The 19,269-nt window shown below is 71.1% G+C and carries 17 protein-coding genes and 1 pseudogene; 9 read left to right on the forward strand and 9 right to left on the reverse strand.

What is annotated here, in order from left to right; genetic code table 11:
• Positions 1–120: 120 nt before the first annotated feature.
• Positions 121–723 carry a response regulator gene (locus ABT008_RS27020; RefSeq protein ID WP_350699610.1) on the reverse strand — a complete coding sequence of 201 codons (603 nt, stop codon included), beginning with the start codon at positions 721–723 and terminating at the stop codon, positions 121–123.
• The gene (locus ABT008_RS27025; protein WP_350699611.1) at positions 720–1,868 is read right to left on the reverse strand and encodes a sensor histidine kinase; all 1,149 of its coding nucleotides are present in this window, start codon (positions 1,866–1,868) and stop codon (positions 720–722) included. Before ABT008_RS27025 ends, ABT008_RS27020 begins: the two co-directional genes overlap by 4 nt.
• A 107-nt stretch (positions 1,869–1,975) precedes the next feature.
• Between ABT008_RS27025 and ABT008_RS27030 the strand changes: the two genes are divergently transcribed.
• The 3 genes from ABT008_RS27030 to ABT008_RS27040 are packed head-to-tail and all read left to right on the forward strand — an operon-like array spanning position 1,976 to position 4,285.
• The gene (locus ABT008_RS27030; protein ID WP_350699613.1) at positions 1,976–2,857 is read left to right on the forward strand and encodes an ABC transporter ATP-binding protein; all 882 of its coding nucleotides are present in this window, start codon (positions 1,976–1,978) and stop codon (positions 2,855–2,857) included.
• A gap of 25 nt (positions 2,858–2,882) precedes the next feature.
• Positions 2,883–3,602 carry an ABC transporter permease gene (locus ABT008_RS27035; RefSeq protein WP_350699615.1) on the forward strand — a complete coding sequence of 240 codons (720 nt, stop codon included), beginning with the start codon at positions 2,883–2,885 and terminating at the stop codon, positions 3,600–3,602.
• Positions 3,599–4,285, forward strand: coding sequence for a GOLPH3/VPS74 family protein (locus ABT008_RS27040; RefSeq protein ID WP_350699617.1), 687 nt, complete (start codon positions 3,599–3,601; stop codon positions 4,283–4,285). Before ABT008_RS27035 ends, ABT008_RS27040 begins: the two co-directional genes overlap by 4 nt.
• Positions 4,286–4,423: 138 nt before the next feature.
• On the opposite strand, the pseudogene ABT008_RS27045 reads toward ABT008_RS27040, so the two are convergent.
• The 3 genes and pseudogenes from ABT008_RS27045 to ABT008_RS27055 all read right to left on the reverse strand — a co-directional run.
• Positions 4,424–4,555, reverse strand: a pseudogene (locus tag ABT008_RS27045) (adenylyltransferase/cytidyltransferase family protein); the annotation flags it as partial.
• A complete protein-coding gene (locus ABT008_RS27050) occupies positions 4,552–5,085 on the reverse strand; it encodes a DUF6817 domain-containing protein (protein WP_350699619.1) in 534 nt (177 codons plus the stop codon). The gene ABT008_RS27050 and the pseudogene ABT008_RS27045, both read right to left, overlap by 4 nt.
• Positions 5,086–5,167: 82 nt before the next feature.
• A complete protein-coding gene (locus tag ABT008_RS27055; protein ID WP_350699691.1) occupies positions 5,168–6,010 on the reverse strand; it encodes an ATP-grasp domain-containing protein in 843 nt (280 codons plus the stop codon).
• A gap of 170 nt (positions 6,011–6,180) precedes the next feature.
• Between ABT008_RS27055 and ABT008_RS27060 the strand changes: the two genes are divergently transcribed.
• Positions 6,181–8,055 carry an ABC transporter ATP-binding protein gene (locus tag ABT008_RS27060; RefSeq protein WP_350699621.1) on the forward strand — a complete coding sequence of 625 codons (1,875 nt, stop codon included), beginning with the start codon at positions 6,181–6,183 and terminating at the stop codon, positions 8,053–8,055.
• Positions 8,052–9,872, forward strand: a complete 1,821-nt coding sequence (locus ABT008_RS27065) for an ABC transporter ATP-binding protein (RefSeq protein ID WP_350699623.1) — start codon at positions 8,052–8,054, stop codon at positions 9,870–9,872. Before ABT008_RS27060 ends, ABT008_RS27065 begins: the two co-directional genes overlap by 4 nt.
• Here the strand turns inward: ABT008_RS27065 and ABT008_RS27070 are convergent.
• Complete coding sequence (locus ABT008_RS27070; RefSeq protein ID WP_350699624.1) at positions 9,851–10,117, reverse strand: acyl carrier protein; 267 nt, start codon at positions 10,115–10,117, stop codon at positions 9,851–9,853. The genes ABT008_RS27065 and ABT008_RS27070 overlap by 22 nt on opposite strands.
• Before the next feature lie 201 nt (positions 10,118–10,318).
• On the opposite strand from ABT008_RS27070, the gene ABT008_RS27075 reads away from it, so the two are divergent.
• The 4 genes from ABT008_RS27075 to ABT008_RS27090 all read left to right on the forward strand — a co-directional run bounded on the left by ABT008_RS27075 (position 10,319) and on the right by ABT008_RS27090 (position 15,898).
• Positions 10,319–11,746 (forward strand): condensation domain-containing protein, encoded by a 1,428-nt coding sequence (locus tag ABT008_RS27075; RefSeq protein WP_350699626.1) that lies wholly within the window; start codon positions 10,319–10,321, stop codon positions 11,744–11,746.
• A gap of 120 nt (positions 11,747–11,866) precedes the next feature.
• Complete coding sequence (lysS, locus tag ABT008_RS27080) at positions 11,867–13,540, forward strand: lysine--tRNA ligase (RefSeq protein WP_350699628.1); 1,674 nt, start codon at positions 11,867–11,869, stop codon at positions 13,538–13,540.
• A 112-nt stretch (positions 13,541–13,652) separates the two neighbouring features.
• Complete coding sequence (locus ABT008_RS27085; protein WP_350699630.1) at positions 13,653–14,798, forward strand: Ldh family oxidoreductase; 1,146 nt, start codon at positions 13,653–13,655, stop codon at positions 14,796–14,798.
• Entirely contained in the window at positions 14,795–15,898 is a 1,104-nt protein-coding gene (locus ABT008_RS27090) for a glycosyltransferase family protein (protein ID WP_350699632.1), read from the forward strand. Before ABT008_RS27085 ends, ABT008_RS27090 begins: the two co-directional genes overlap by 4 nt.
• 87 nt (positions 15,899–15,985) lie before the next feature.
• On the opposite strand, the gene ABT008_RS27095 is transcribed toward ABT008_RS27090, so the two are convergent.
• From ABT008_RS27095 to ABT008_RS27105, 3 genes are all read right to left on the reverse strand, one after another.
• Positions 15,986–17,023: a sulfotransferase family protein gene (locus ABT008_RS27095; RefSeq protein WP_350699633.1), complete on the reverse strand. Its 1,038-nt coding sequence runs from the start codon at positions 17,021–17,023 to the stop codon at positions 15,986–15,988.
• Positions 17,024–17,025: 2 nt separating this feature from the next.
• The gene (locus ABT008_RS27100; protein ID WP_350699635.1) at positions 17,026–18,708 is read right to left on the reverse strand and encodes a B12-binding domain-containing radical SAM protein; all 1,683 of its coding nucleotides are present in this window, start codon (positions 18,706–18,708) and stop codon (positions 17,026–17,028) included.
• 64 nt (positions 18,709–18,772) lie between these two features.
• Entirely contained in the window at positions 18,773–19,243 is a 471-nt protein-coding gene (locus tag ABT008_RS27105) for a DUF6027 family protein (protein ID WP_350699636.1), read from the reverse strand.
• Positions 19,244–19,269 lie beyond the last annotated feature (26 nt).

Raw genomic sequence — 19,269 nt, forward strand, 5'->3', positions numbered from 1 at the left:
CCGACCGGCGCGATGGACCTACCTCGATGACAGCAAGCCCCGTCCGCGGCAAACAGTGACACCACGTCACCGCTTTCGGGGCGGGATGTCAGTGCGGGCGTACCGCGACGAGCTGCCGACTCAGAGCCAGTCGTGTTCGCGGGCGTACCGGGCCGCCTCGTGGCGGGTCCGGGTCTGCGTCTTGCGCATGGCGTTGGAGAGGTAGTTGCGGACGGTTCCGGGCGCGAGGTGCAGTCGGGCGGCGATGTCGGCGACCGAGTAACCCTCGCCGGTGACCCGCAGCACGTCGGCCTCCCGTTCGGTCAGCGGGCAGTCCTCGGTGATGGCCAACGCGGACACGTCCGGGTCGATCCAGCGTTTGCCCGCGTGCAGGGTGGCCACGACCGAGGTGATGTGGGCCGGCTCGGCGGACTTGCTGACGAAGCCCTGGACGCCGAGCCGCAGCGCCTTGCGCAGCACGCCGGGGCGGGCGTGCCGGGTCAGCATGAGGACCACCTGGTCCGGGAGCGTACGCCGGATCTGCGCGACCGCGCCGAGGCCGTCCACGCCGGGCATCTCCAGGTCGATGACGAGTACGTCCGGCCGGTGCCGCAGGGTGGCCTCGACGGCGGACTGGCCGTCGTGTGCCTCGGCCAGGACGGTGATGTCCCCTTCCAGGGGAAGCAGTGCGGCCAGGGCGGACCGCAGCAGCACCTCGTCGTCGGCGAGCACGATGGTGGTCATCGCTCGTCCCTGCCCACGGTCGAGGGGGTGCCGACGGGAACCGGCGGAAACGTCGCGGCGGTCCGGAACCGCCCCTGTCGCTGTTGCACGGTCAACTCGCCTCCGTCGTCCGCCACCCGTTTGCCGAGAACGGACAGCCCGCTGAGTTCGGCGGGTCCGTCCCCGGTCACGCCGTCGTTGACGATGGTGATGCCCGACTCGGAGAGGGTGATCTGGACCTGGGTCGCCTGCGCGTGCCGCAGGATGTTGGTGGTCGTCTCGCGCAACACCTGGCCGAGCAGCTCACCGACCCGGGAGTCGACCTCGCCCTCCCGGGTCACCCGGACCCGGATGCCGGCGGCCTCGAAGAGGTTCTTCGCGTTCTCGATCTCCGCGGTGAGGTTGAGCCGCCGAGACGCGTGGGCGAGTTCCTTGGTCTGCGCGATGGTGTCGCTGACCAGCGCGTACGTCTCCCGCAGTTCCTTCTCCGCCCGCGCGGTGTCGCGAACCATCAGCTTCTGCGCCAACGCGATCTTCAGCTTGACCACGTGCAGGGTGTGGCCCTGGATGTCGTGCAGGTCGCTGGCGAAGCGGAACCGTTCCCGCACGACCGCCAGCTCCGCCTCGCGTTCCCGGGTCTGTTCGAGTTCCCGGATCAGGTCGTAGAACCGCTCCCCCACCACCGTCATCAGCGTCACGACGACGGTGAGGGCGGCCGGGACGAGGACGTAGGCGACCAGGACCTGGCGTACGTCGTCGCGCTCCACCAGGAGCCGTGTCGCACCGACGGCGGCGACGTAGGCCAACAACGCGACCGCCGCCAGGACGCGCCGTCGCACCTCGCGCAGGGCGAGGGAGCCCACGGCGCAGACCCCCCACCAGGCGTTCGGGCTGCCGGTGACCAGCGCACCGAGCGGCCACACCGCTGCCGCGACGATCAGACAGGGCAGGGCGACCCGCGCGAGGTCGTCCGCGGTCCACCTCTCGAAGGCGACCAGGGCCGCCACCACCCCCGGGGCCAGGACGAGAGCGTGCCACCAGGTACGCGAGTCGAGGTACAGCAGGAGCAGCGCGGCGAACACCACCGGCGGCAGTGACGTGATGAGGTTGATCCGGCGCAGCCGTCCCCGCGTCGACTCGGTGAAGCGCGCCGATCTTGCAGTCACCACCCCAGTATCCGGCAGTCACCGGCTCTGACCAGTGACACCACGTCACATCCGGTCATGACGTCAGCGCACTGACGGATGCCGACGATCGACGCTGTCATGGATGCATGTCCAGCACACCAGTCATCGACGTCGAACGCCTCAATCTCACCTACGGCGACTTCCACGCCGTACGGGACCTCTCCTTCCAGGTCCGACGCGGCGAACTGTACGCACTGCTCGGCACCAACGGGGCCGGGAAGACCTCGACCCTGGAGGTCGTCGAGGGGCACCGGAAGCCGACCTCCGGCACGGTGCGTGTCTTCGGGCACAGCCCGCAGGACCGCCGCGCGGTACGTCCCCGGATGGGCGTGATGCTCCAGGAGAGCGGATTCTCCCCGGACCTCACGGTTCGCGAGTCCGTCGGTCTGGTCGGCCGGCTCACCCGGCGCACGGACGATGTCGACCGGGTACTCGACCTGGTGGACCTCACCGGCCGGGCCGGCCGGCGGGTGTCGCAGCTCTCCGGCGGTGAGAAGCGGCGGCTCGACTTCGCCACCGCCGCCTACGGCACCCCGGAGCTGATGTTCCTGGACGAGCCGACGACCGGCCTGGACATCCAGTCCCGCGACGACGTCTGGGCGACAGTGGACCGGATGCGGGAGAACGGTGCCACCATCGTGCTCACCACGCACTACCTGGAGGAGGCGCAGCAACGCGCCGACCGGATCGGGTTGATGCACCAGGGCCGTCTGCACCGCGAGGGCAGCGTCACGGAGCTGACCCGTACCCTGCCGGCGGTCATCCGCTTCACCCTGCCCACGGCGGTGCCGGCGCTGCCGCTGGCGGCGGTCGTCGACGCCGACGGCACGGTCGTGGCCGAGACCTTCGCCCTACAGAAGGACCTGCACCTGCTGCTGCGGTGGGCCGAGGACCACGCCGTGGAGCTGCGGGACCTCACGGCCGGACCGACCCGGCTCGACGACGTGTTCCGCGCCCTCGGTAACTGACCGCACCTTCGACAGGAGTGTCACCGTGTTGTCCATCGCGTCCAGCGAGCTGATCCAGATCTTCCGCAACCGGCTGGTCCTGATCACCAGCCTCATCGTCCCGGTCGCGGTCTGCGTGTTCTTCGTCCGCCAGCACGAGACCTTCGCCGCCATCGGCAGCCTCGGCTACATCGCGGCGATCGTGATGTTCACCGTGGCCGCGTTCGGTCTCTACGCCACCGCCGTCACCACCCTGGCCTCGCGGCGGCAGAACCTCTTCCTCAAGCGGTTGCGCTCCACCGCCGAGAGCGACACCGGCATCCTCGCCGGTCTGCTGCTACCCGTCGTCGTCCTCGCCGTGGTGCAGGTGACCGCCATCCTCATCGCCCTGGCCGTCGTCGCCGGTCAGCCCTCCGACGTCCTCCTGCTCGTGGTGGCGACCATCGCCACTCTCGCCATGATGGTCGGCCTGGCGCTGGCCACCGCAGGCCTGACGAACTCACCCGAGCACGCCCAGGTCACCACGCTTCCCGTCACGCTCGGCGTGATCGCCGTGGCAAGCTGGGTGGGTATCACCGGCACGGCGGACCTCGCCTGGCTCAAGCGGCTGCTGCCCGGCGGCGCGGCCACCGAGCTGACCATGAACGCGTGGAACGGCGGCGTCGCCGTGGCCGACTCCCTGCTCCTGCTGGCGCCCACGCTGGGGTGGGTCGCCGTCGCCGTCGCCCTCGCCACCCGACTCTTCCGCTGGGAGCCCCGCCGATGACCATCGACACGTGGAAGCCCTCGGACCCGCCGACCCTGGCCGAGGATCTCCTCCTGCTTCTCTTCCAGCCCCGGTCCGGCACCATCGCGGGCGAGAACACCCTCTTCTACGTACTCGCCGGAGCCGTCCTCGCCGACCTCGCACTCGGCGGCCACCTGGCGACCACGGCGAAGGGACGGATCGGCGGAGTCGCGGACCACGTACCCTCCGACGACCTCCTGCGCTCGACCTGGGACTACGTCTCGGAGAAGCACCGCAGCGCGCAGACCGTCCTGGCGGCTATGGGACCCGGCCTGCGTCAGCCGGTGCTGGACAGGCTCGTCCGACGTGGCGACATCCGACAGGAAGCGCGCAGGGTGCTCGGTCTGTTCCGCTCCACGACCCTGCGGGACGGCGGCACCGACCGGCGCGCACGCCTGCTGGCCGACGTCCGGCAGGTCCTCGTGGAAGGTGCGGAGCCGTCGGTCCGGGTCGCCGCGCTCGCGGCACTGCTCTCCGCCAGTGGAACGCTCCCCCAGTTCAATCGCGAGATCCCGTGGACGTCGCCGGTGATCGAGCGCGCGAAGGACCTCGAACGGGGCGACTGGGGCGCCACCGCCGCAGCGGAGGCCGTGACCCGCACCGTGACGGCCACCGTCGTCAACAGCGCCGTCGCGGCCATCACCGTGCTCCCCCGAAGCTGAGGCCGCCGAGCGTGCGCAACGCGGTCGAGGAGACCGCGGCCAGGTCGGGCTGGGCGGGCAGGAACACGGTGGGTACGCGCGCTGCACCTCGTCGGTGTCGGGATGTTTGACGCTGTTGACGGCGACGAGCACGATCACCTCGTCGAAGAGGTCGCGTGCCCGGCTCACCACGTTCAGGTGCCCCGGGGTGAAGGGGTCGAAGCTGCCGGGATAGAGGGCTCGCACGCGTACGCGACCGGGGGTGCGGGCGGTCGACGGCGCGGTCGTCACGGACGCAGGACCCGCTGTACGTCGCTGACGACCTGCGCCGAGGCGAGAGGCGCCCAGGAGGCGAACAGGTCCCGGAAATAGGAGCCGTACTGGTCCGCCACCGCAGGATCGCGCTCGATGACGTCCAGTTCGTTCACGATGGTGAGATCCACCAGCGCCCGGAGTCGCGCCGCGTCCGGCACCAGCATCCGCCCGGTGAACCGGTCGAACACCTGGCCGGTCTCTGCCAGCTTCGGCCAGGTGCGCTTGCGGTCGCAGGCGCCGTACAGGTAGACGATCTCCTCGGCGTCGGCACCGACGAGGTCGCGCAGCACCGGGCGATCGGCCAGATCGAGCAGAGTGAGATCGAACCCGTCGGTGCCGTAGACGGCATGGGTGAGGCCGGCGGTCGCCACGTCACTGCCGCAGCCGAGGGCGGCGAGTCGTTCGCCGACTCGACACAGGTGGGCATAGAGGGTGCCGCCGGGATGGTCGATCCGCTCGGCACCGTGCTCGCGAAGCCAGTCCCGCACGCCGTCATCCGTGCGCATGGCCCGACTGTAAATGTCGACCGCCGGATCCGTCGGCCCTTGCCGTGGGCAATACGTCACATCGCCGTGGAGATGTCGCCGGTCACCGGTTCTGGGCGAACAGAGCCGCGATCAGTGTCTGCGGCGCGACGGTGGCGGGACGGTCGCTGACCTGCCCGTCGCCGAGTTCAACGACCCGCCACACGCCGTCGGCGCGCAGCGCGAGGTCCACGGTGACGAAGGGTAGGCCGAGCCCGACGATCAGCGGTGTGACCGGGGCCAGGTCGACCTCGGCCGTCGCGGCAGCGTCCGGGCTGTCCGGGTGCGGTCCGATCAGGACGCACTCGCCGTCGACCCACCAGGTGCGGACCTCGGCGGAGGTGAAGTGTTCGAAGCGCCGCAGCACGAATCCACCCACGAAGTCGTCCTCGCGCAACTCCAGGAACCTGCGCGCGACGCCCCACGCGGCCGCGCCGTCGGCGAGGTCGGGGATGTACGCCGCCTCGTCCCAGTGGTGCTTCATCGACTTGCTGTAGTCCCGCAGCACCGCCGGTCCCGCACCCAGTGCGGCCCGCGCGTGGTCGAAGTCGACACGCTCCGCGCCCGTGGTCCACACCGAGGGCGGGGCGACCGAGGCCAGTGCGGCGTACCAGCCGGGCAGCTCGTGTGCCTGTCGGTACTGCGCACCGTCGGTCCGCAGCACCACACCGCGCTCGGCCAGCGCCTCGGCGAACGTGGCGTACTGCTCGCTGCGCAGCATCCAGCCCCGGTACACGGCCGTGCCGGGGCCCTGGACCGGGGCGACCGCCCGGCGCGCGTCCCCGCCTCGGGCCAACGCGTCGTGGTCGACCACGGCCACCGTGAATCCGAGGGCACGTGCCGCCTGCGCCTCCGCCGTGAAGTGGTCGTCGGGTTGGCGTGGGCGCATCGGATTCGCGGGAACCATCAGGATCACGGACACATCCTGCCCCACAAGAGCTACCGGCCCTCTCCCGCCGACGATCCCACGCGTTCGACCGGTGACCAGGGCGGCGTACCGCGAGGCGAAGCCGACACCGACACATCGATACGACCGTCGATATGATCGGCCGACGATCGACGCCTGCGGAGGTTCGGATGCGGATGGCACGGTTCTCGGCGGTGTGGCGCGGTGCCCGTTCCCGATTGGACCGCTGGCTGTCCATCGCCCATCTCCTCCCGCACGCGGGCATGCCGACGCTGGGCGCGGCCCTCGCGGTGAACGTCCTGCTCGGTCTGCTGCCGATCGGGTTCATCGTGGCCACGAGCATGATGGTGCAACGGCTCGCCGAGGCGATCGGGGGCGACGAGCAGGCGTGGAGCGCGACGGTGCTCGCGTTGGGTCTCGCCGCGCTGGCCTTCCTGCTCCAGCAGGTGCTCGCGCCGGCGCAGACGGCGTTGGGGCACCTGGTGACCTGGCGGGTGGACGCCTGGTGCACCCGCCGCCTGATGACGTCGGCGTTGGTGGACGCGCCGATCTCGGCGCTTGAGGACGCGACGGAGCTGGATCGGCTCAGTCGGGCCCGGGAGGCGTTCGGCCGGACCATGCCCACCCCGGGCGACGCCGCCGCCGGTGCGATGGCGCTGCTGCCCCGGTACGGGCAACTCGCCGGGGCGGTGGTGGTGCTCTGGGTGGCGCTCTCGCCGTGGGCGGCGGCCGTGGCCGGGGTGACGGCGCTCGTGGTGCGCTTCGGTCAACGCGGGGCGCTGGGACGGTTCGGGGCGTTCCTGAAGGGTCTGTTCCCGACCTGGCGACATGCGTCCTACGTGCGCTCGATGGCGGTGGGGGCGGCGTTCGCCAAGGAGATCCGGGTGTTCGGTCTGATCGGCTGGGTCCGGGAGCGGCACCGCTCGGAGTACCTGGACTACCTGCGGCAGTTCTGGGCGGGACGGCGGCGGATCAACCTGCGCCCGTTCCTCGGGTACGCGGCGGTCGGCCTGGTCGGGGCGGCGATCGTCTTCGTGTTGATCGCGCAGGCCGCCGCCGGTGGGCGGCTCAGCGTGCTCGAACTGGGTCTGGCGGTGCAGGCGGCGCTGATCCCGATCCGCTTCGGGGTGCACTTCCCGGAGAGCGACGTGCCGACGCAGTACGGGCTCCAGTCGTACGAGGCGATGACCGACTTCGCGCAGTCGGCCCGGTCGCGGGCGGCGCTGGCGGCGCCGGTCACCGGTGAGACGGCGGCCGGCCGCCCGGAGCGGGAGGTACGGTTCGAGCAGGTGCGGTTCCGGTACGCCCCGCAGGGTGCGGAGGTCCTGCGGGGGTTGGATCTGACGTTGCCGGCGGGCCGGTCGACGGCCATCGTCGGGCTCAACGGCGCCGGCAAGACCACACTGGTCAAGCTGTTGACCCGGTTGTACGACCCGGTGGCGGGCCGGATCACGGTGGACGGGCGGGATCTGCGCGAGTACGACGTGGCGCAGTGGCAGTCCCGGATCGCGGTGGTGTTCCAGGACTTCGTCCGGCTGGAGCTGAGCGCGGCGGAGAACGTCGACCTGGCGGCCGGCACCGACCCGGACGACGAGTCGCCGCTGTGGGCAGCGCTGGATCGGGCGGGGGCGCGTGAGGTGGTCGAGGGGCTGGACGCCGGTCTGCGGACGACGCTGTCGAGCCGGTACGCCGGTGGGCAGGACCTCTCCGGTGGGCAGTGGCAGCGGGTGGCGTTGGCCAGGGCGATGCGCAAGGTCGCCGCGGGGGCGTCGATGATCGTGCTGGACGAGCCCACGAGCCAACTCGACGTCCGCGCCGAGGTGGACTTCTTCGACCGTTTCTTGGAGATCAGCCGGGGGTTGACGACGGTGGTCATCTCGCACCGGTTCTCGACGGTCCGTCGGGCCGACCACATCGTGGTGGTGGCCGACGGGGTGGTGCAGGAACAGGGCACCCACGACGAGTTGGTGTCCGCCGGGGGCAGTTATGCCGAGTTGTTCCGGCTGCAGGCCGACCGGTTCGCCGACGCGGAGGCGGGCCGATGAGCGGGTTGGGGCGGGCGGCCCGGTTCCTGGTGGTGCTGGCGCTGCGGACCGACCGGCGGCGGGCCGGGCTGGCCGCCGTCATGATCGCGGCGGGCTATCTGGCCTCGCCGATGGTGGCGGTGCTGCTCGGTCGGCTGGTCGACGCGGCGCTGGCGGCGCGCACGGACGTGGCGGTGACGCTGGCGGCGGCGGTGGCCGTGGTGCTGGTCGTCGAGCTGATGATGGCGCACTTCGCGCACCTGCAGTATTTCGAGCTCGCCGAGTTGATGGAGTTGAAGCTGCACGGCGAGCTGATCGAGCGGGCCAACGGCAGCGTGGACCTGGCTCAGCTCGACGACTCCCGGTTCGCCGACGAGCTTCAGGTGGTGCGGGACGACATCTCGCCGATGCAGGTCCCGGTGGAGGGGCTGTTGCAACTGGCGGGGGTGGTCGGTCAGCTCGTGGTCACCACCGTACTGCTGGGGTTGTTGAATCCCTGGTTGGCGCTGCTGCCGCTGGCGGCGGTGCCGCCGGTGCTGCTGGCGCGGCGGGCGCAGCGGCTGGTGGATCGGGCCAAGGACGAGACGGCGGAGGGGATCCGGCGCTCGCAGCACCTGTTGCAGGTGGCCACCTCGGCGTCGTCGGTGAAGGAGTTGCGGCTGTTCGGCACCGGTCCGGACCTGGTGCGTCGTCAGCAGGCCACGATGGCGGCGGTGACGTCGACGGTCTGGCGGGCCCAGGCCAGCGGGGCGGCGGTCCGTGCGGCCGGGCAGGCGTTCTTCGCCCTCAGCTACGGGGCGGCGCTCTGGCTGGTGGTCCGGGACGTCGCCGACGGTCGGGGCAGCGTCGGCGACGTGGTGTTGGCGGTGACGTTGGCGGTGCAGGTGAGTCTGCAGGTCGCCAACGGTCTGGGGCTGCTCGGCACGCTCCAGGGGTTCGGCACGACGGTACGCCGGCTGGAGTGGCTGCGGGCGGCCAGTGCGGTGCCGGACGGCGCGTCGGAGTCGACCGGCTCGGCGGCACCGACCCGGCTCGGCGAGGGCATCCGGTTCGAGGGGGTGGGTTTCCGCTACCCGGGAGCCACCCGGTCGGTGTTGCGGGACGTGACCTTCGAGTTGCCGGCGGGCAAGACGGTGGCGATCGTCGGGGAGAACGGTGCGGGCAAGAGCACGCTGGTGAAGCTGCTGTATGGCCTGTACCAGCCGACGCAGGGCCGGATCCTCGTCGACGGTGTGCCACTGAACGAGGTGGACGCCGCGCAGTGGCGGTCGCGGACGTCGGCGATGTTCCAGGACTTCGCCCGGCTGGAGTTGACGCTGCGGGAGAACGTCGGGATCGGTGCGGTGCAGCGGATCGACGACGAGGAGTCGGTGCGGCGGGCGATCGACTCGGCGGGGGCGCAGCGGGTCGTCGACGCGGTGGAAGGTGGGCTGGACGGCTACCTGGGCACCGGTTTCACCGACGGGCAGGAGCTGTCGGGTGGGCAGTGGCAGTCGTTGGGCCTGGCCCGGTCCCAGATGCGGACCGAGCCGCTCCTGTTGGCGTTGGACGAGCCGGCGGCGGCGTTGGACGCCGCCGCCGAGCATGCGATCTTCGTCCGGTACGCCGAGTCGGCCCAGCGGGCACAGCGACGTGGCGGGATCACCGTCTTCGTCTCCCACCGCTTCTCCACCTTGCAGATGGTGGATCTGATCGTGGTGCTCCAGGACGGCACGGTGCGCGAGTCCGGGTCACACGCCGACCTGCTGGCCAGTGGTGGGCTGTACGCGGAGCTGTACCTGATGCAGGCGCGCGCGTACGGTCCGTCCGGTGAGGATCAGCCGCCGGTGGCGAGCTGACGGTCGATGAGCGCGGCGAGCCCGGCGACGCTGACGTTGTCCATCAGCTCGACGGCGGAGAGTTCGACGTCGAAGAGGTCCTCCGCCTGGGCGAGCATGTGGACCAGTTGCATGCTGTCGGCGCCCAGCGCGATGAGGTCCTGGCTCATCTCGTCGGGGGTGAATCCGAGGAGGGGTTCGACCACTTCGGTGACGAGTCGGCGTTCGGTGTCGGTCGGTGCGGCGGAGGGGCTCAGCTCAGTCATCTCGCTCTCCAGTCGGGGCCGCCCGCGATCTCGGGCGGAACCAGTATGGCCCGCAGTCGATGGACCGGTGGTGCCGTGTGGCATCACGGCATCCGACGATATTGACAGTGGCCGAAGTGGCTTCATAGGCTACCTTCCGGCCATAAGCGGCATCGCCGGACAGGTGGTGCCGGCGCCCAGACCGGAGCGGGGGATCCCGGTATGGAGAGGAAGCCCGGCCACGATCTCGTGGTGGCGGTGCGGGAGGCACGGCAGGCGCAGGCGTCGGCCACCTGGGCGCAGCGGGAGATCTGGGACGTCATCGACTGGTTGGGTGATCAGCCGCAGAGCTTCACGATGCGCGAGATGGTGCCGGTTCCGCAGGGTGTCACGGTCGCCGGGGTGCGGCGTGCGCTGGAGGAGGTCGTCGCGCGCGTCGACGTGCTCCGCACCCGGCTGGTCATGGGCGCAACGGGTCTGCGGCAGGAGGTGGACGGGTCCGGCACCCTGACGGTGCCGGTCTGGTCGGCGGCGCCCGACCGGGTGGTAGCGGACGCCAAGGAGTTGGTCGCGGCGATGACCGCGACGGTGTTCGACCTGGCCCGGCAGTGGCCGGTGCGGTTCGCCCTGGTCCTGGCCGACGAGACCCCCGCCGCGCTGGTGCTGAACGTCTCGCACGCGGCCGTCGACGCGAGCGGGTTGGCCCTGTTGAAGGCGGAGCTGCGCGACGCTCTGGCGGGTGTGCCGGTCGAGCCGGTCGAGTCGAGGTGGCAGCCACTGGATCAGGCCGCGTACGAGGCGAGCGAGCCGGGACGCAAGCGCAGCCGGCGGGCGGTGCGGTTCCGCGAGGACCTGCTCGGCGAGATGCCCGAGTCACTCGTGCCGCCGTCGTCCGAGTCGCCGCACACGCCGCGGATCGTGCAGGTCGACATCGAGTCGTCGGCCGTCGCGGTGGCCGCGCAGCTCTTGGCCGACCGGCAGCGGGTGAGCACCAGCGCGGTCCTGCTCGCCGCCCAGGCGGCAGTGCTCTCCCAGCACACCGGAGCGGACCCGATGTTCCTGACCCTGATCGTCGGTGGGCGGGTGGAACGTCGACTGCAGACGATGATCGGCCCGGTGGTGCAGAACGGTCTGTTCCGGGTCGACGTGGGTACGGGCACGTTCGCCGATCTGGTCACCCGCTGCTACCGGCAGGCCCTGCTGACCTATCAGCACGGCAACCACGACACCGCCGAGCTGGCCGAGGCACGGCAAGGGGTGGCGGCGCGCCGGGGGTTCGTGCCGCAGGTCGGCGTCTTCTTCAACGACGCCCGGGAGCAGCAGCGGTGGCCGGGGCTGCCGCAGGTGCGGTCCGACCCGCAGGAGCTGGCCGAGGATCTCGCCGCGCTGTGCCGCGACACCCGGATCGCGTACGTGACCGGTTGGGACCAGCAGGACCTGACCGTGTTCCTCAGTGTCTCGGACGCGCCGGGTACGGCCGCGATGCAGTTGCGGGTGGACACCGCGTACGTGGGAGTCGAGGATGCCCGGCGGATGCTGGCCGGGATCGAGTCGCTGCTGGTCGCCGCGGCGGTCGGCGATCTCGACATGCGGCAGGCGGGTCAGGTCGTCGGCGTCCGGCCGGCGGAGGGCCGCTCCGGGTCCCACTGACCACGTCCGGCCGTACGGCGGGTCCGGCGCGCCGACGACTCAGCGTGTTCGTGAAGCGTCCGGACAACGGCGGTGTGCCGGCACTAAGGTGGTGGGCCGACACGGCTGGAGGGGAGTTCGGTGGCTGAGGTTGATGCCGGCGACTGGGTGGCGCGAGTGGCCGACGACGTGGTGGCGGAGTGGGAGCGCAGACCCGGGACACCGGTGCTCGTCTGCGCCTCGGGGATCAGTCCGTCCGGGCCGATCCACCTGGGTAACCTGCGCGAGATCATGGTCCAGCACTTCGTCGCCGACGAGTTGGGTCGGCGTGGGTTGCCGAGCCGGCATCTGCTCTCCTGGGACGACTACGACCGGCTGCGGAAGGTTCCGGCCGGGGTCGACCCCTCCTTCGCGGAGTACGTCGGCCGTCCGCTGACCGGGGTGCCGGACCCGTGCGGGAAGCACGAGAACTGGGCCGAGCACTTCAAGGCCCCGTTCCGGGCGGCGCTGCGTCAGCTCGGTGTGGTCGTCGACGAGATCTCGCAGACCGCCATGTACACCGGCGGCCGATACCGCGAGCAGGTCGTCACGGCCATGCGGGCTCGGGAGCTGATCGGCTCGGTGCTGGGCAGATACCGCACCAAGGTCGACCAGGGCGAGTCCGAGGAGGGGCTGACCGCCGACGACAGCTACTACCCGTACAAGGTCTACTGCGCGGTCTGCCGGCGCGACGACACCACGATCGTGTCCTTCGACGACGAGACCACCGAGATCCGGTACACCTGCGTCTGTGGGCACTCCGACCATGCCTGGCTGGACCGGCAGGATCCGGGGAAGCTGGTCTGGAAGGTCGACTGGCCGATGCGGTGGGCGTACGAGCAGGTCCTGTTCGAGGCCGCCGGGGTGGACCACTCCTCCCCCGGTTCCAGCTACACCGTCGGCGGCGAGGTGGTCGACCGGGTGTACGGCGGCAAGGCACCGGTCTATCGCGGCTACTCGTTCGTCGGCACCAAGGGGGCGGCCAAGCTCAGCGGTTCCGCCGGTGCCGCCCCGACGCCCGACGACGCGTTGCGGATCCTGGAACCGGCCCTGGTGCGCTGGTTGTACGTGCGGCGTCGGCCGAACCAGTCCATCACGGTGGCCTTCGACCAGGAGGTGAGCCGGCTCTACGACGAGTGGGACGCCCTGGTGGGGCGGGTTCGGGCGGGCACCGCGTCGGAGGTCGACGCGGTGGTGCTGGACCGCTCACTGCGTACGGCCGAGGTGGAGCTGCCGCAGACCGGGCGGCCGATGTCCTTCCGCACCCTGGCGTCGGTGTACGACATCACCGCCGGCACCGAGGAGCAGACGCTGCGGATCCTGCGGGACATGACGCCGCAGGAGCCGGTGGGTTCGTTGGACGAGGTGCGCCCCCGGCTCGACCGCGCGGCGGACTGGGTGGCCACGCACGTCGCGCCGGCGGAGCGTACGCAGGTGCGGACGGAGCCGGACCGGGAGCTGCTGGCCTCCCTCGACCCGGTGCAGCGTGAGGGGTTGCGGCTGCTCGCCGAGGGGCTGACGGAGGACTGGACGCTGGACGGGCTGACCACCCTGGTCTATGGGGTGCCGAAGCAGCAGCTCGGGCTTCCGCTGGACACCGCGCCCACTCCCGAGCTGCGGGCCGCCCAGCGGGCGTTCTTCAGTCTCGTTTACCGGCTCCTGGTGCACCGCGACACCGGCCCTCGGCTGCCGACCCTGTTGCTGGCGCTCGGTGCCGACCAGGTCCGGGCGCTGCTCACCCCACAGGAGGCCGACGCGACCGCCGGTCGGGGCTGAGCAGGGGTCGACCAGGGTTGATCGCGCTCATCCATGGTGATGGATTGCCCGGTGGGTCGGTGATGGGTTAGGAAGGCTGTGCCCTCGACACCCGACATCCGACAGGACGCCCATGGCCCTCATCGCCGTCGAAGACCTTCGTCGACTGGTACTCGCACTGCTCGGTCAGGCCGGCACGCCGGACGACGTCGCGGAGGTCGTCGCCGATTCGCTGATCGGTGCCGACCTGGCCGGGCACGGCTCGCACGGTGTGCTCAAGCTGCCGTCGTACCTGCGGGACATCGCCCAGGGCCGGTTGAAGCCGACCGCGCGGCCCTTCGTCGTCGACGACGCGCCCGCCACCGCCGTGGTCGACGGCGCGGGCGGCTTCGGTCACCTGGCCGCCCGGTACGCCGTCGATCTGGTGGTGGAGAAGGCCGCCCACAGCGGACTGGCGGCGGTGGTGATGTCACACGCGCACCACACCGGGCGGCTGGGCGGCTGGTCCGAGCGCATCGCCGACGCCGGTCTGATCGGCTTGTTGACCGGCGGAGAGGGTCAGGGTCCGTGGAAGGTCGCGCCGCACGGCGGGACGGACGGCGCCCTGGCCACCAACCCGGTCACCTGGGCCATTCCGCGCGCGGCGGGCCGACCTCCGGTGGTGTTGGACTTCGCCACCAGCATGGTCTCGATCGGGAAGCTGCAGATCGCCCGGGCCGCCGGGGCGCAGACCGTGCCTCCGGGGTGGCTGCTGGACGCGCAGGGCGCTCCGAGTGTCCGCCTGGAGGACTTCTTCACCGGCGGGCACCTGTTGCCGTTCGGGGGCCACAAGGGTTTCGCGCTCGCGGTGATCGCCGAGTTGCTCGCCGTCGGGCTCAGCGACGGTGACCGGTTCGCCGGTGCCGAGCGGTCGAGTTGCCTGTTCGTGCTCGCCGTCGACCCGGCCCGGTTCGGACCGCCGGAGCGGTTGCACGACTTCGTCGAGGCGACGGTGCGGCGGCTCAAGGCGGTGCCGGCCGATCCGGACTCCGGCGAGGTGCTGGTGCCGGGTGAGCCGGAGCAGCGCGCCCGGGCGGCAGCCGACGGGGTGGTGCTGCCCGACGCCACGTGGCGGGACCTGTGCACGGTGGCTGCCGGTCTCGGCATCGACGCACCGGCGGCGGCCGACGCCTCGGGCGCGGGCGGGCCGGGCGCGGGCGGGTCGGACGCGGGCGGGTCGGACGCGGGCGGGTCGGACGCGGACGGGTCGGAGTCGATCCCGGCGGAGGGAACGGCGTGAACATCCTGGTGGCCGGGCGGCTCGGCCGGTACCCGGAGCGGATCATGACGTTGGCCGAGCGGGGGCACCGGTTGACGTACGTCACGATGCCGGCACCGGCGCAGCGGCCCACGCCGGACGTGCTGCCGTCGAGTGTGCCGCAGTACCGGCTGCCGGCGGGGCCGGCCGGCGCGGAGTTGACCCGGATCGCGGCGGAGCACCGCGTGGACGTGGTCTACAGCCTGAAGAACGTCTGGGACGGGTCGTTGCAGTTGCTCGGCGAGTTGCTCGATGCCGGGGTGGGGCCGGTGGTGCGCCACCACAAGGAGCACTTCTGCGAGGCGGCCGACCTGGAGCGGCGGGCGTTGACCGAGACCGCCGGGCAGATCTACATCAACCAGGAGTCGCTGGACTACTTCCGTGGTGCGTACGGGGTCAGCGACGCATCGGCGCACCTGCTGGACCCGGACTACCTGCCGGCGCGGTACTTCACCGACGAGCTGACCGGCAAGCTGCACGCCCGCGACTCAGAGCCGCACCTGTTGGTGGCCGGTGGGGTGTCCAGCACCCGGGGCCGTACCGACATCCGCGAGCTGTGTGCGGCGTTGAGCCGACGGCGGGTCCACGTGCACATCTACGGCGGCAAGTACATCGGCCCGAACGCCCAGTCGATCTGGAGTGTGGACAACGCGCACGCCCGCGCCGAGTACGCCCGGCTCGCCGAGAGCGGTTACGTGCATCTGCACGACCACATTCCGCCGGAGCGGTTCGTCGCCGAGTGGTCCCGGTACGACGCCGGGTTGATGCACGTGGTGGCGCAGGGCACCCACGAGGTGGGGTTCCAGCGGATGAACCGGCCGAACCGGCTGGTGCCGTACCTGGCCGCCGGGCTGCCGGTGGCGCAGCAGCGCGGCGGCCAGGAGGCCATGGAGCGCATCGTGCGGCAGGAGGGGATCGGTTTCCTGTTCGACGGGTACGACGACCTGGCCGACGTGCTGCACGACCGGGCGCGACTGGACCGGCTCGGTGCCGACGTGCTGGCCCGGCGCGGGGAGTACACCTTCGAGCGGCACGCCGACGCGCTGCTGGAGGTGTTTGCGGGCTACGCCGGGCGACGCTGACCGGCGTGCCGGTGCCGGTCGCCGGTGCCGGCCTGGGGTTAGGAAGGGTCCCCTGCTATGCACTAGGCGTTAGCAGGGGACCCTTCCTTACACGCCCAGGCGGGTGAGGCGGGCGCGGGTGTGGATCCAGCGCACGGTCGCGTCGCGCCGCCACCGGCGTACGGCGTTGCGGTCCTGCCGCAGCGATCGGTACTCGACGCCGGCCCGCAGGGCGCCCTCGCGCAGGCGCAGCAGGGCCGGATGGGGTGGTGCGGCGGGCCCGGCGACGTCGGCGGGGTAGCCCAGTTCGGCCATCACCGGCCCGGCGGCGGCCTCCACCAGGGCGACCTCGGCGGGGGCCAGGCGGCTGCGCCAGGTGCCGACGCTGCTGGTGGTCACCGGTCGGCCGGCGTTGCGCCAGGACTCCGAGAGGCTGGCCAGGGCCCGGGCCGTCGGGGTGCGGTCGTGGGCGAAGAGCGCGGGTTCCGGCGACTCCCCCAGCCAGGCGCAGAGCTGCGTGATCATGTCCTGGGGCTGCTGCACCAGGTCCTCGTAGCGCAGCAAGTGAACGGTGTCGGGGCCGTGGCGGGCCAGCGCGTCGGCGGCCGAGGTCTGCTGCCGGGCCCAGAGCTGCCCGGTGAGGTAGGGGTGGCAGTGCCCGAACACCGCGCGGCGGGCGGAGGCGGCCACGTCCCGGGGGTCGCGGACCAGCCAGACGAACCGGGCCGCCGGATACTCGGCCAGGACGTCGGCGACGTGGTCGACCATGAAGGTGCTCTTGCAGCCCCAGCGGGCCTTCCCCTCCGCTTCGCGGTACTGCTCGTAGAGTTCGGCGACCACCCCGAAGAGGGTGGGACTAGCCCGGGCCACCGCCAGGTCGGGGTCGACGCGGTGCGGCCACGGGGAGATGTGCCGGTCGAGCAGGAGGCAGGCGTCGTGGACGAGCCGTCGCCGGTTGCCCTCGTCGGTGAGGTCGCCGTAGCAGTCGGCCACCGGGGCCAGGTAGCGCATGAAGTGCGGCGGGTGCGGGACGGCGATGCGGGAGTGTGCGTTCAGCACCAGGCGGAGCAGGTTCGAGCCGGAGCGTTCGGTGCCGATGATCAGTACCGGGCTCCGGGTGCGTCCGCTCCGCCCGGTGCCGTCCATGGTCACGCCGCGCCGGCGGTGACCAGTCCTCCGGTCACCTTCTTCGCACCGCAGGCCATCAGGCTGCTTCCGGCGGCGGCCACCTCCGGCGAGGCCACCTGGTCCAGGGTGTACCGCTCGGAGCCGGGCACCAGCGGCGCGCCCGCGGAGCTGGCCTGCGCCCGCCAGCCCGAGCCGGCGTACGAGGTGGAGCGGGTCAGCCCGTCGTCGGGGTTGGGGTGGAAGTGCGTGAAGTTCTCGGGCCAGTGCTGGAAGTCCATCACCGGGCCGGGCTGGTAGGCGTCGTAGACGCGCTTGTAGGCGTCGCGGCATGCCTGCTCGGAGAGTCCGCTGACGTTGAGGAACTCGTCCTCGTGCAGGGCCTGCTCGATGGAGAGCCAGTTGACGTGGTCCAGTTCGCTGCGCATCAGGCCGGACTGGAGCGCCTGCTGGTAGACGGTGGTGCCCGGCATCGCGGAGAGGTACTTGACCCGGGTCACGTGGTTGTACGTCTCGGCGAACTCGACCATGTGGTTGAGCGACTCCTCGCTCTCGTTGGGCAGGCCGACGATGAGCAGGGCACCGAACCGTACGCCGCCGTCGAACGTGGTCCGCATGGCCCGGACGGTGATGTTCTCCGAGTTGCCCTTGCGGGCCTCGCGCAGCACCTCGGAGCCGAGGGACTCGACGCCGTAGAGGATGATGTCGGCGCCCGCGTCGCGCATCGCGTCGATCCTGGGCTTGTCCATGTCGGCGCACCGGGTCAGGCAGGTCCAGCGCAGGTCGTGGTCCTTGATGACGTCGCAGATCTCGATGGTCTGCCGGCGGTGGGAGCTGAACGTGAGGTCGACGAAGAAGCTGAACTCGATGCCGTAGCGGCTCTTGAGCCAGGCCAGGTCGGCGTCCATCTTCTCGGGTGACTTGGCGCGTACCTGGGGGGTGGTCCGATAGCAGAAGGAGCAGTCCATCTTGCAGCCACGGCTGTAGGAGGAGATGATCTGCGGCTGCAGGCCCATCGGGCTCTGCGCCTGCGGCCACAGTTCCAGGCGCATCCGGGGCAGCGCATCGAGGTCCATCATCTGTCCGCGCGGCGGGGTGCGCTTCACGACACCCTCCGGAGTGCGATAGAGGATGCCGCGGATGGTCGGCAGGTCCTGTGCCCAGCGGCCGGCGGCGTAGCTCTCCATCAGGTCGAGGATGGTGATCTCACCCTCGCTGATCACCGCGATGTCGCAGGCGGTGTGCTCCATGAACAGGTTGGGCACCGAGGTGACCAGCGAGCCGCCGCAGATGATGGGGATCTCGGGTGCGTTGTCCCGGACCATGGCCATCAGCTCGTTGCAGAACGGGAAGTTGTCCTCGAAGGTGCAGATGCCCAGGACGTCGGTCTGGCCGATGATCTGGTCGTAGGCGGCCTGGAGGGGGTTCGGGGTGTACCGGACGTCGACGATGCGCACCGGGTAGCCGGCGTTGTGCAGGACGGTGGAGATGTAGGAGGCCCCCTCGTAGGGGGACGTCAGGAAGAACTCCCAACCACGCGGCATGGTGAACGGTGACGGGCCGACGACCAGGGTGAACCGGGGCAGGGTGGGGTCGGTGGGTACCGGCGTCTTGTCCTGCTCCCGCATCTGTTCCTGGTAGCGGTGGTCGACGGAGTTCGTGGCGTTGGCGTACAGCTCGGGAGCGAGGGAAAGGACACGAGGCATGACTGAGACCTTCCTGTCGTCGCCGCCGGGCCGTCCGGTCGGGACACCCGGCGATTGAGCACGATTATATCGAGCTTTGTCGATCTAGAGGCGTCTCGTCGTCTCCCGGGCCGGACTCACCGGCCACCGGATAGACACTCGGGTCGTCGAGGGGGACCTTCAGCCACGAGATCATCTGACGCACCTGGTGGTACGCGGCCAGCCGACGGGCGTCGTCGTCCGCGGCCTCCGCCTCGGCGATCGGCTTCCACAGTCGCCGCACCATGACCGGGCCGATCTCCAACAGCCCTTCACTGCCGCCGGTCGCCCAGCGGGCCAGCACGTAGCGGGCCAGGACACCGACCGGGATGCCCAGGTTGCGCGACATCCCGCGCAGAGTCACCAGCGGGTCCAGCATGCCGTACCGCATCACCTCGTCGCGGAAGTTGGCGTGCGGGTCGTCCTCCGGCCAGGTGGCGTGCCAGCGTTCCAAGCGGACGAGCGGCTCCTCGGCCGGTTCCCCGCCGACGTTGCGCTCCGACGCTGATGTGGTCATCTCGCCTCCCACGTCGCTGCTTCCGT

The sequence above is a fragment of the Micromonospora sp. NPDC002389 genome, assembly GCF_040296095.1.
Lineage (GTDB): Bacteria > Actinomycetota > Actinomycetes > Mycobacteriales > Micromonosporaceae > Micromonospora.

Coding starts and splice junctions, on each gene's coding strand:
- ABT008_RS27065 (WP_350699623.1), top strand. CDS start 8,052: ATGAGCGGGTTGGGGCGGGCGGCCCGGTTCCTGGTGGTGCTGGCGCTG.
- ABT008_RS27075 (WP_350699626.1), top strand. CDS start 10,319: ATGGAGAGGAAGCCCGGCCACGATCTCGTGGTGGCGGTGCGGGAGGCA.
- ABT008_RS27060 (WP_350699621.1), top strand. CDS start 6,181: ATGCGGATGGCACGGTTCTCGGCGGTGTGGCGCGGTGCCCGTTCCCGA.
- ABT008_RS27105 (WP_350699636.1), bottom strand. CDS start 19,243: ATGACCACATCAGCGTCGGAGCGCAACGTCGGCGGGGAACCGGCCGAG.
- ABT008_RS27070 (WP_350699624.1), bottom strand. CDS start 10,117: ATGACTGAGCTGAGCCCCTCCGCCGCACCGACCGACACCGAACGCCGA.
- ABT008_RS27085 (WP_350699630.1), top strand. CDS start 13,653: ATGGCCCTCATCGCCGTCGAAGACCTTCGTCGACTGGTACTCGCACTG.
- ABT008_RS27020 (WP_350699610.1), bottom strand. CDS start 723: ATGACCACCATCGTGCTCGCCGACGACGAGGTGCTGCTGCGGTCCGCC.
- ABT008_RS27040 (WP_350699617.1), top strand. CDS start 3,599: ATGACCATCGACACGTGGAAGCCCTCGGACCCGCCGACCCTGGCCGAG.
- ABT008_RS27050 (WP_350699619.1), bottom strand. CDS start 5,085: ATGCGCACGGATGACGGCGTGCGGGACTGGCTTCGCGAGCACGGTGCC.
- ABT008_RS27095 (WP_350699633.1), bottom strand. CDS start 17,023: ATGGACGGCACCGGGCGGAGCGGACGCACCCGGAGCCCGGTACTGATC.
- ABT008_RS27030 (WP_350699613.1), top strand. CDS start 1,976: ATGTCCAGCACACCAGTCATCGACGTCGAACGCCTCAATCTCACCTAC.
- ABT008_RS27100 (WP_350699635.1), bottom strand. CDS start 18,708: ATGCCTCGTGTCCTTTCCCTCGCTCCCGAGCTGTACGCCAACGCCACG.
- ABT008_RS27055 (WP_350699691.1), bottom strand. CDS start 6,010: ATGGTTCCCGCGAATCCGATGCGCCCACGCCAACCCGACGACCACTTC.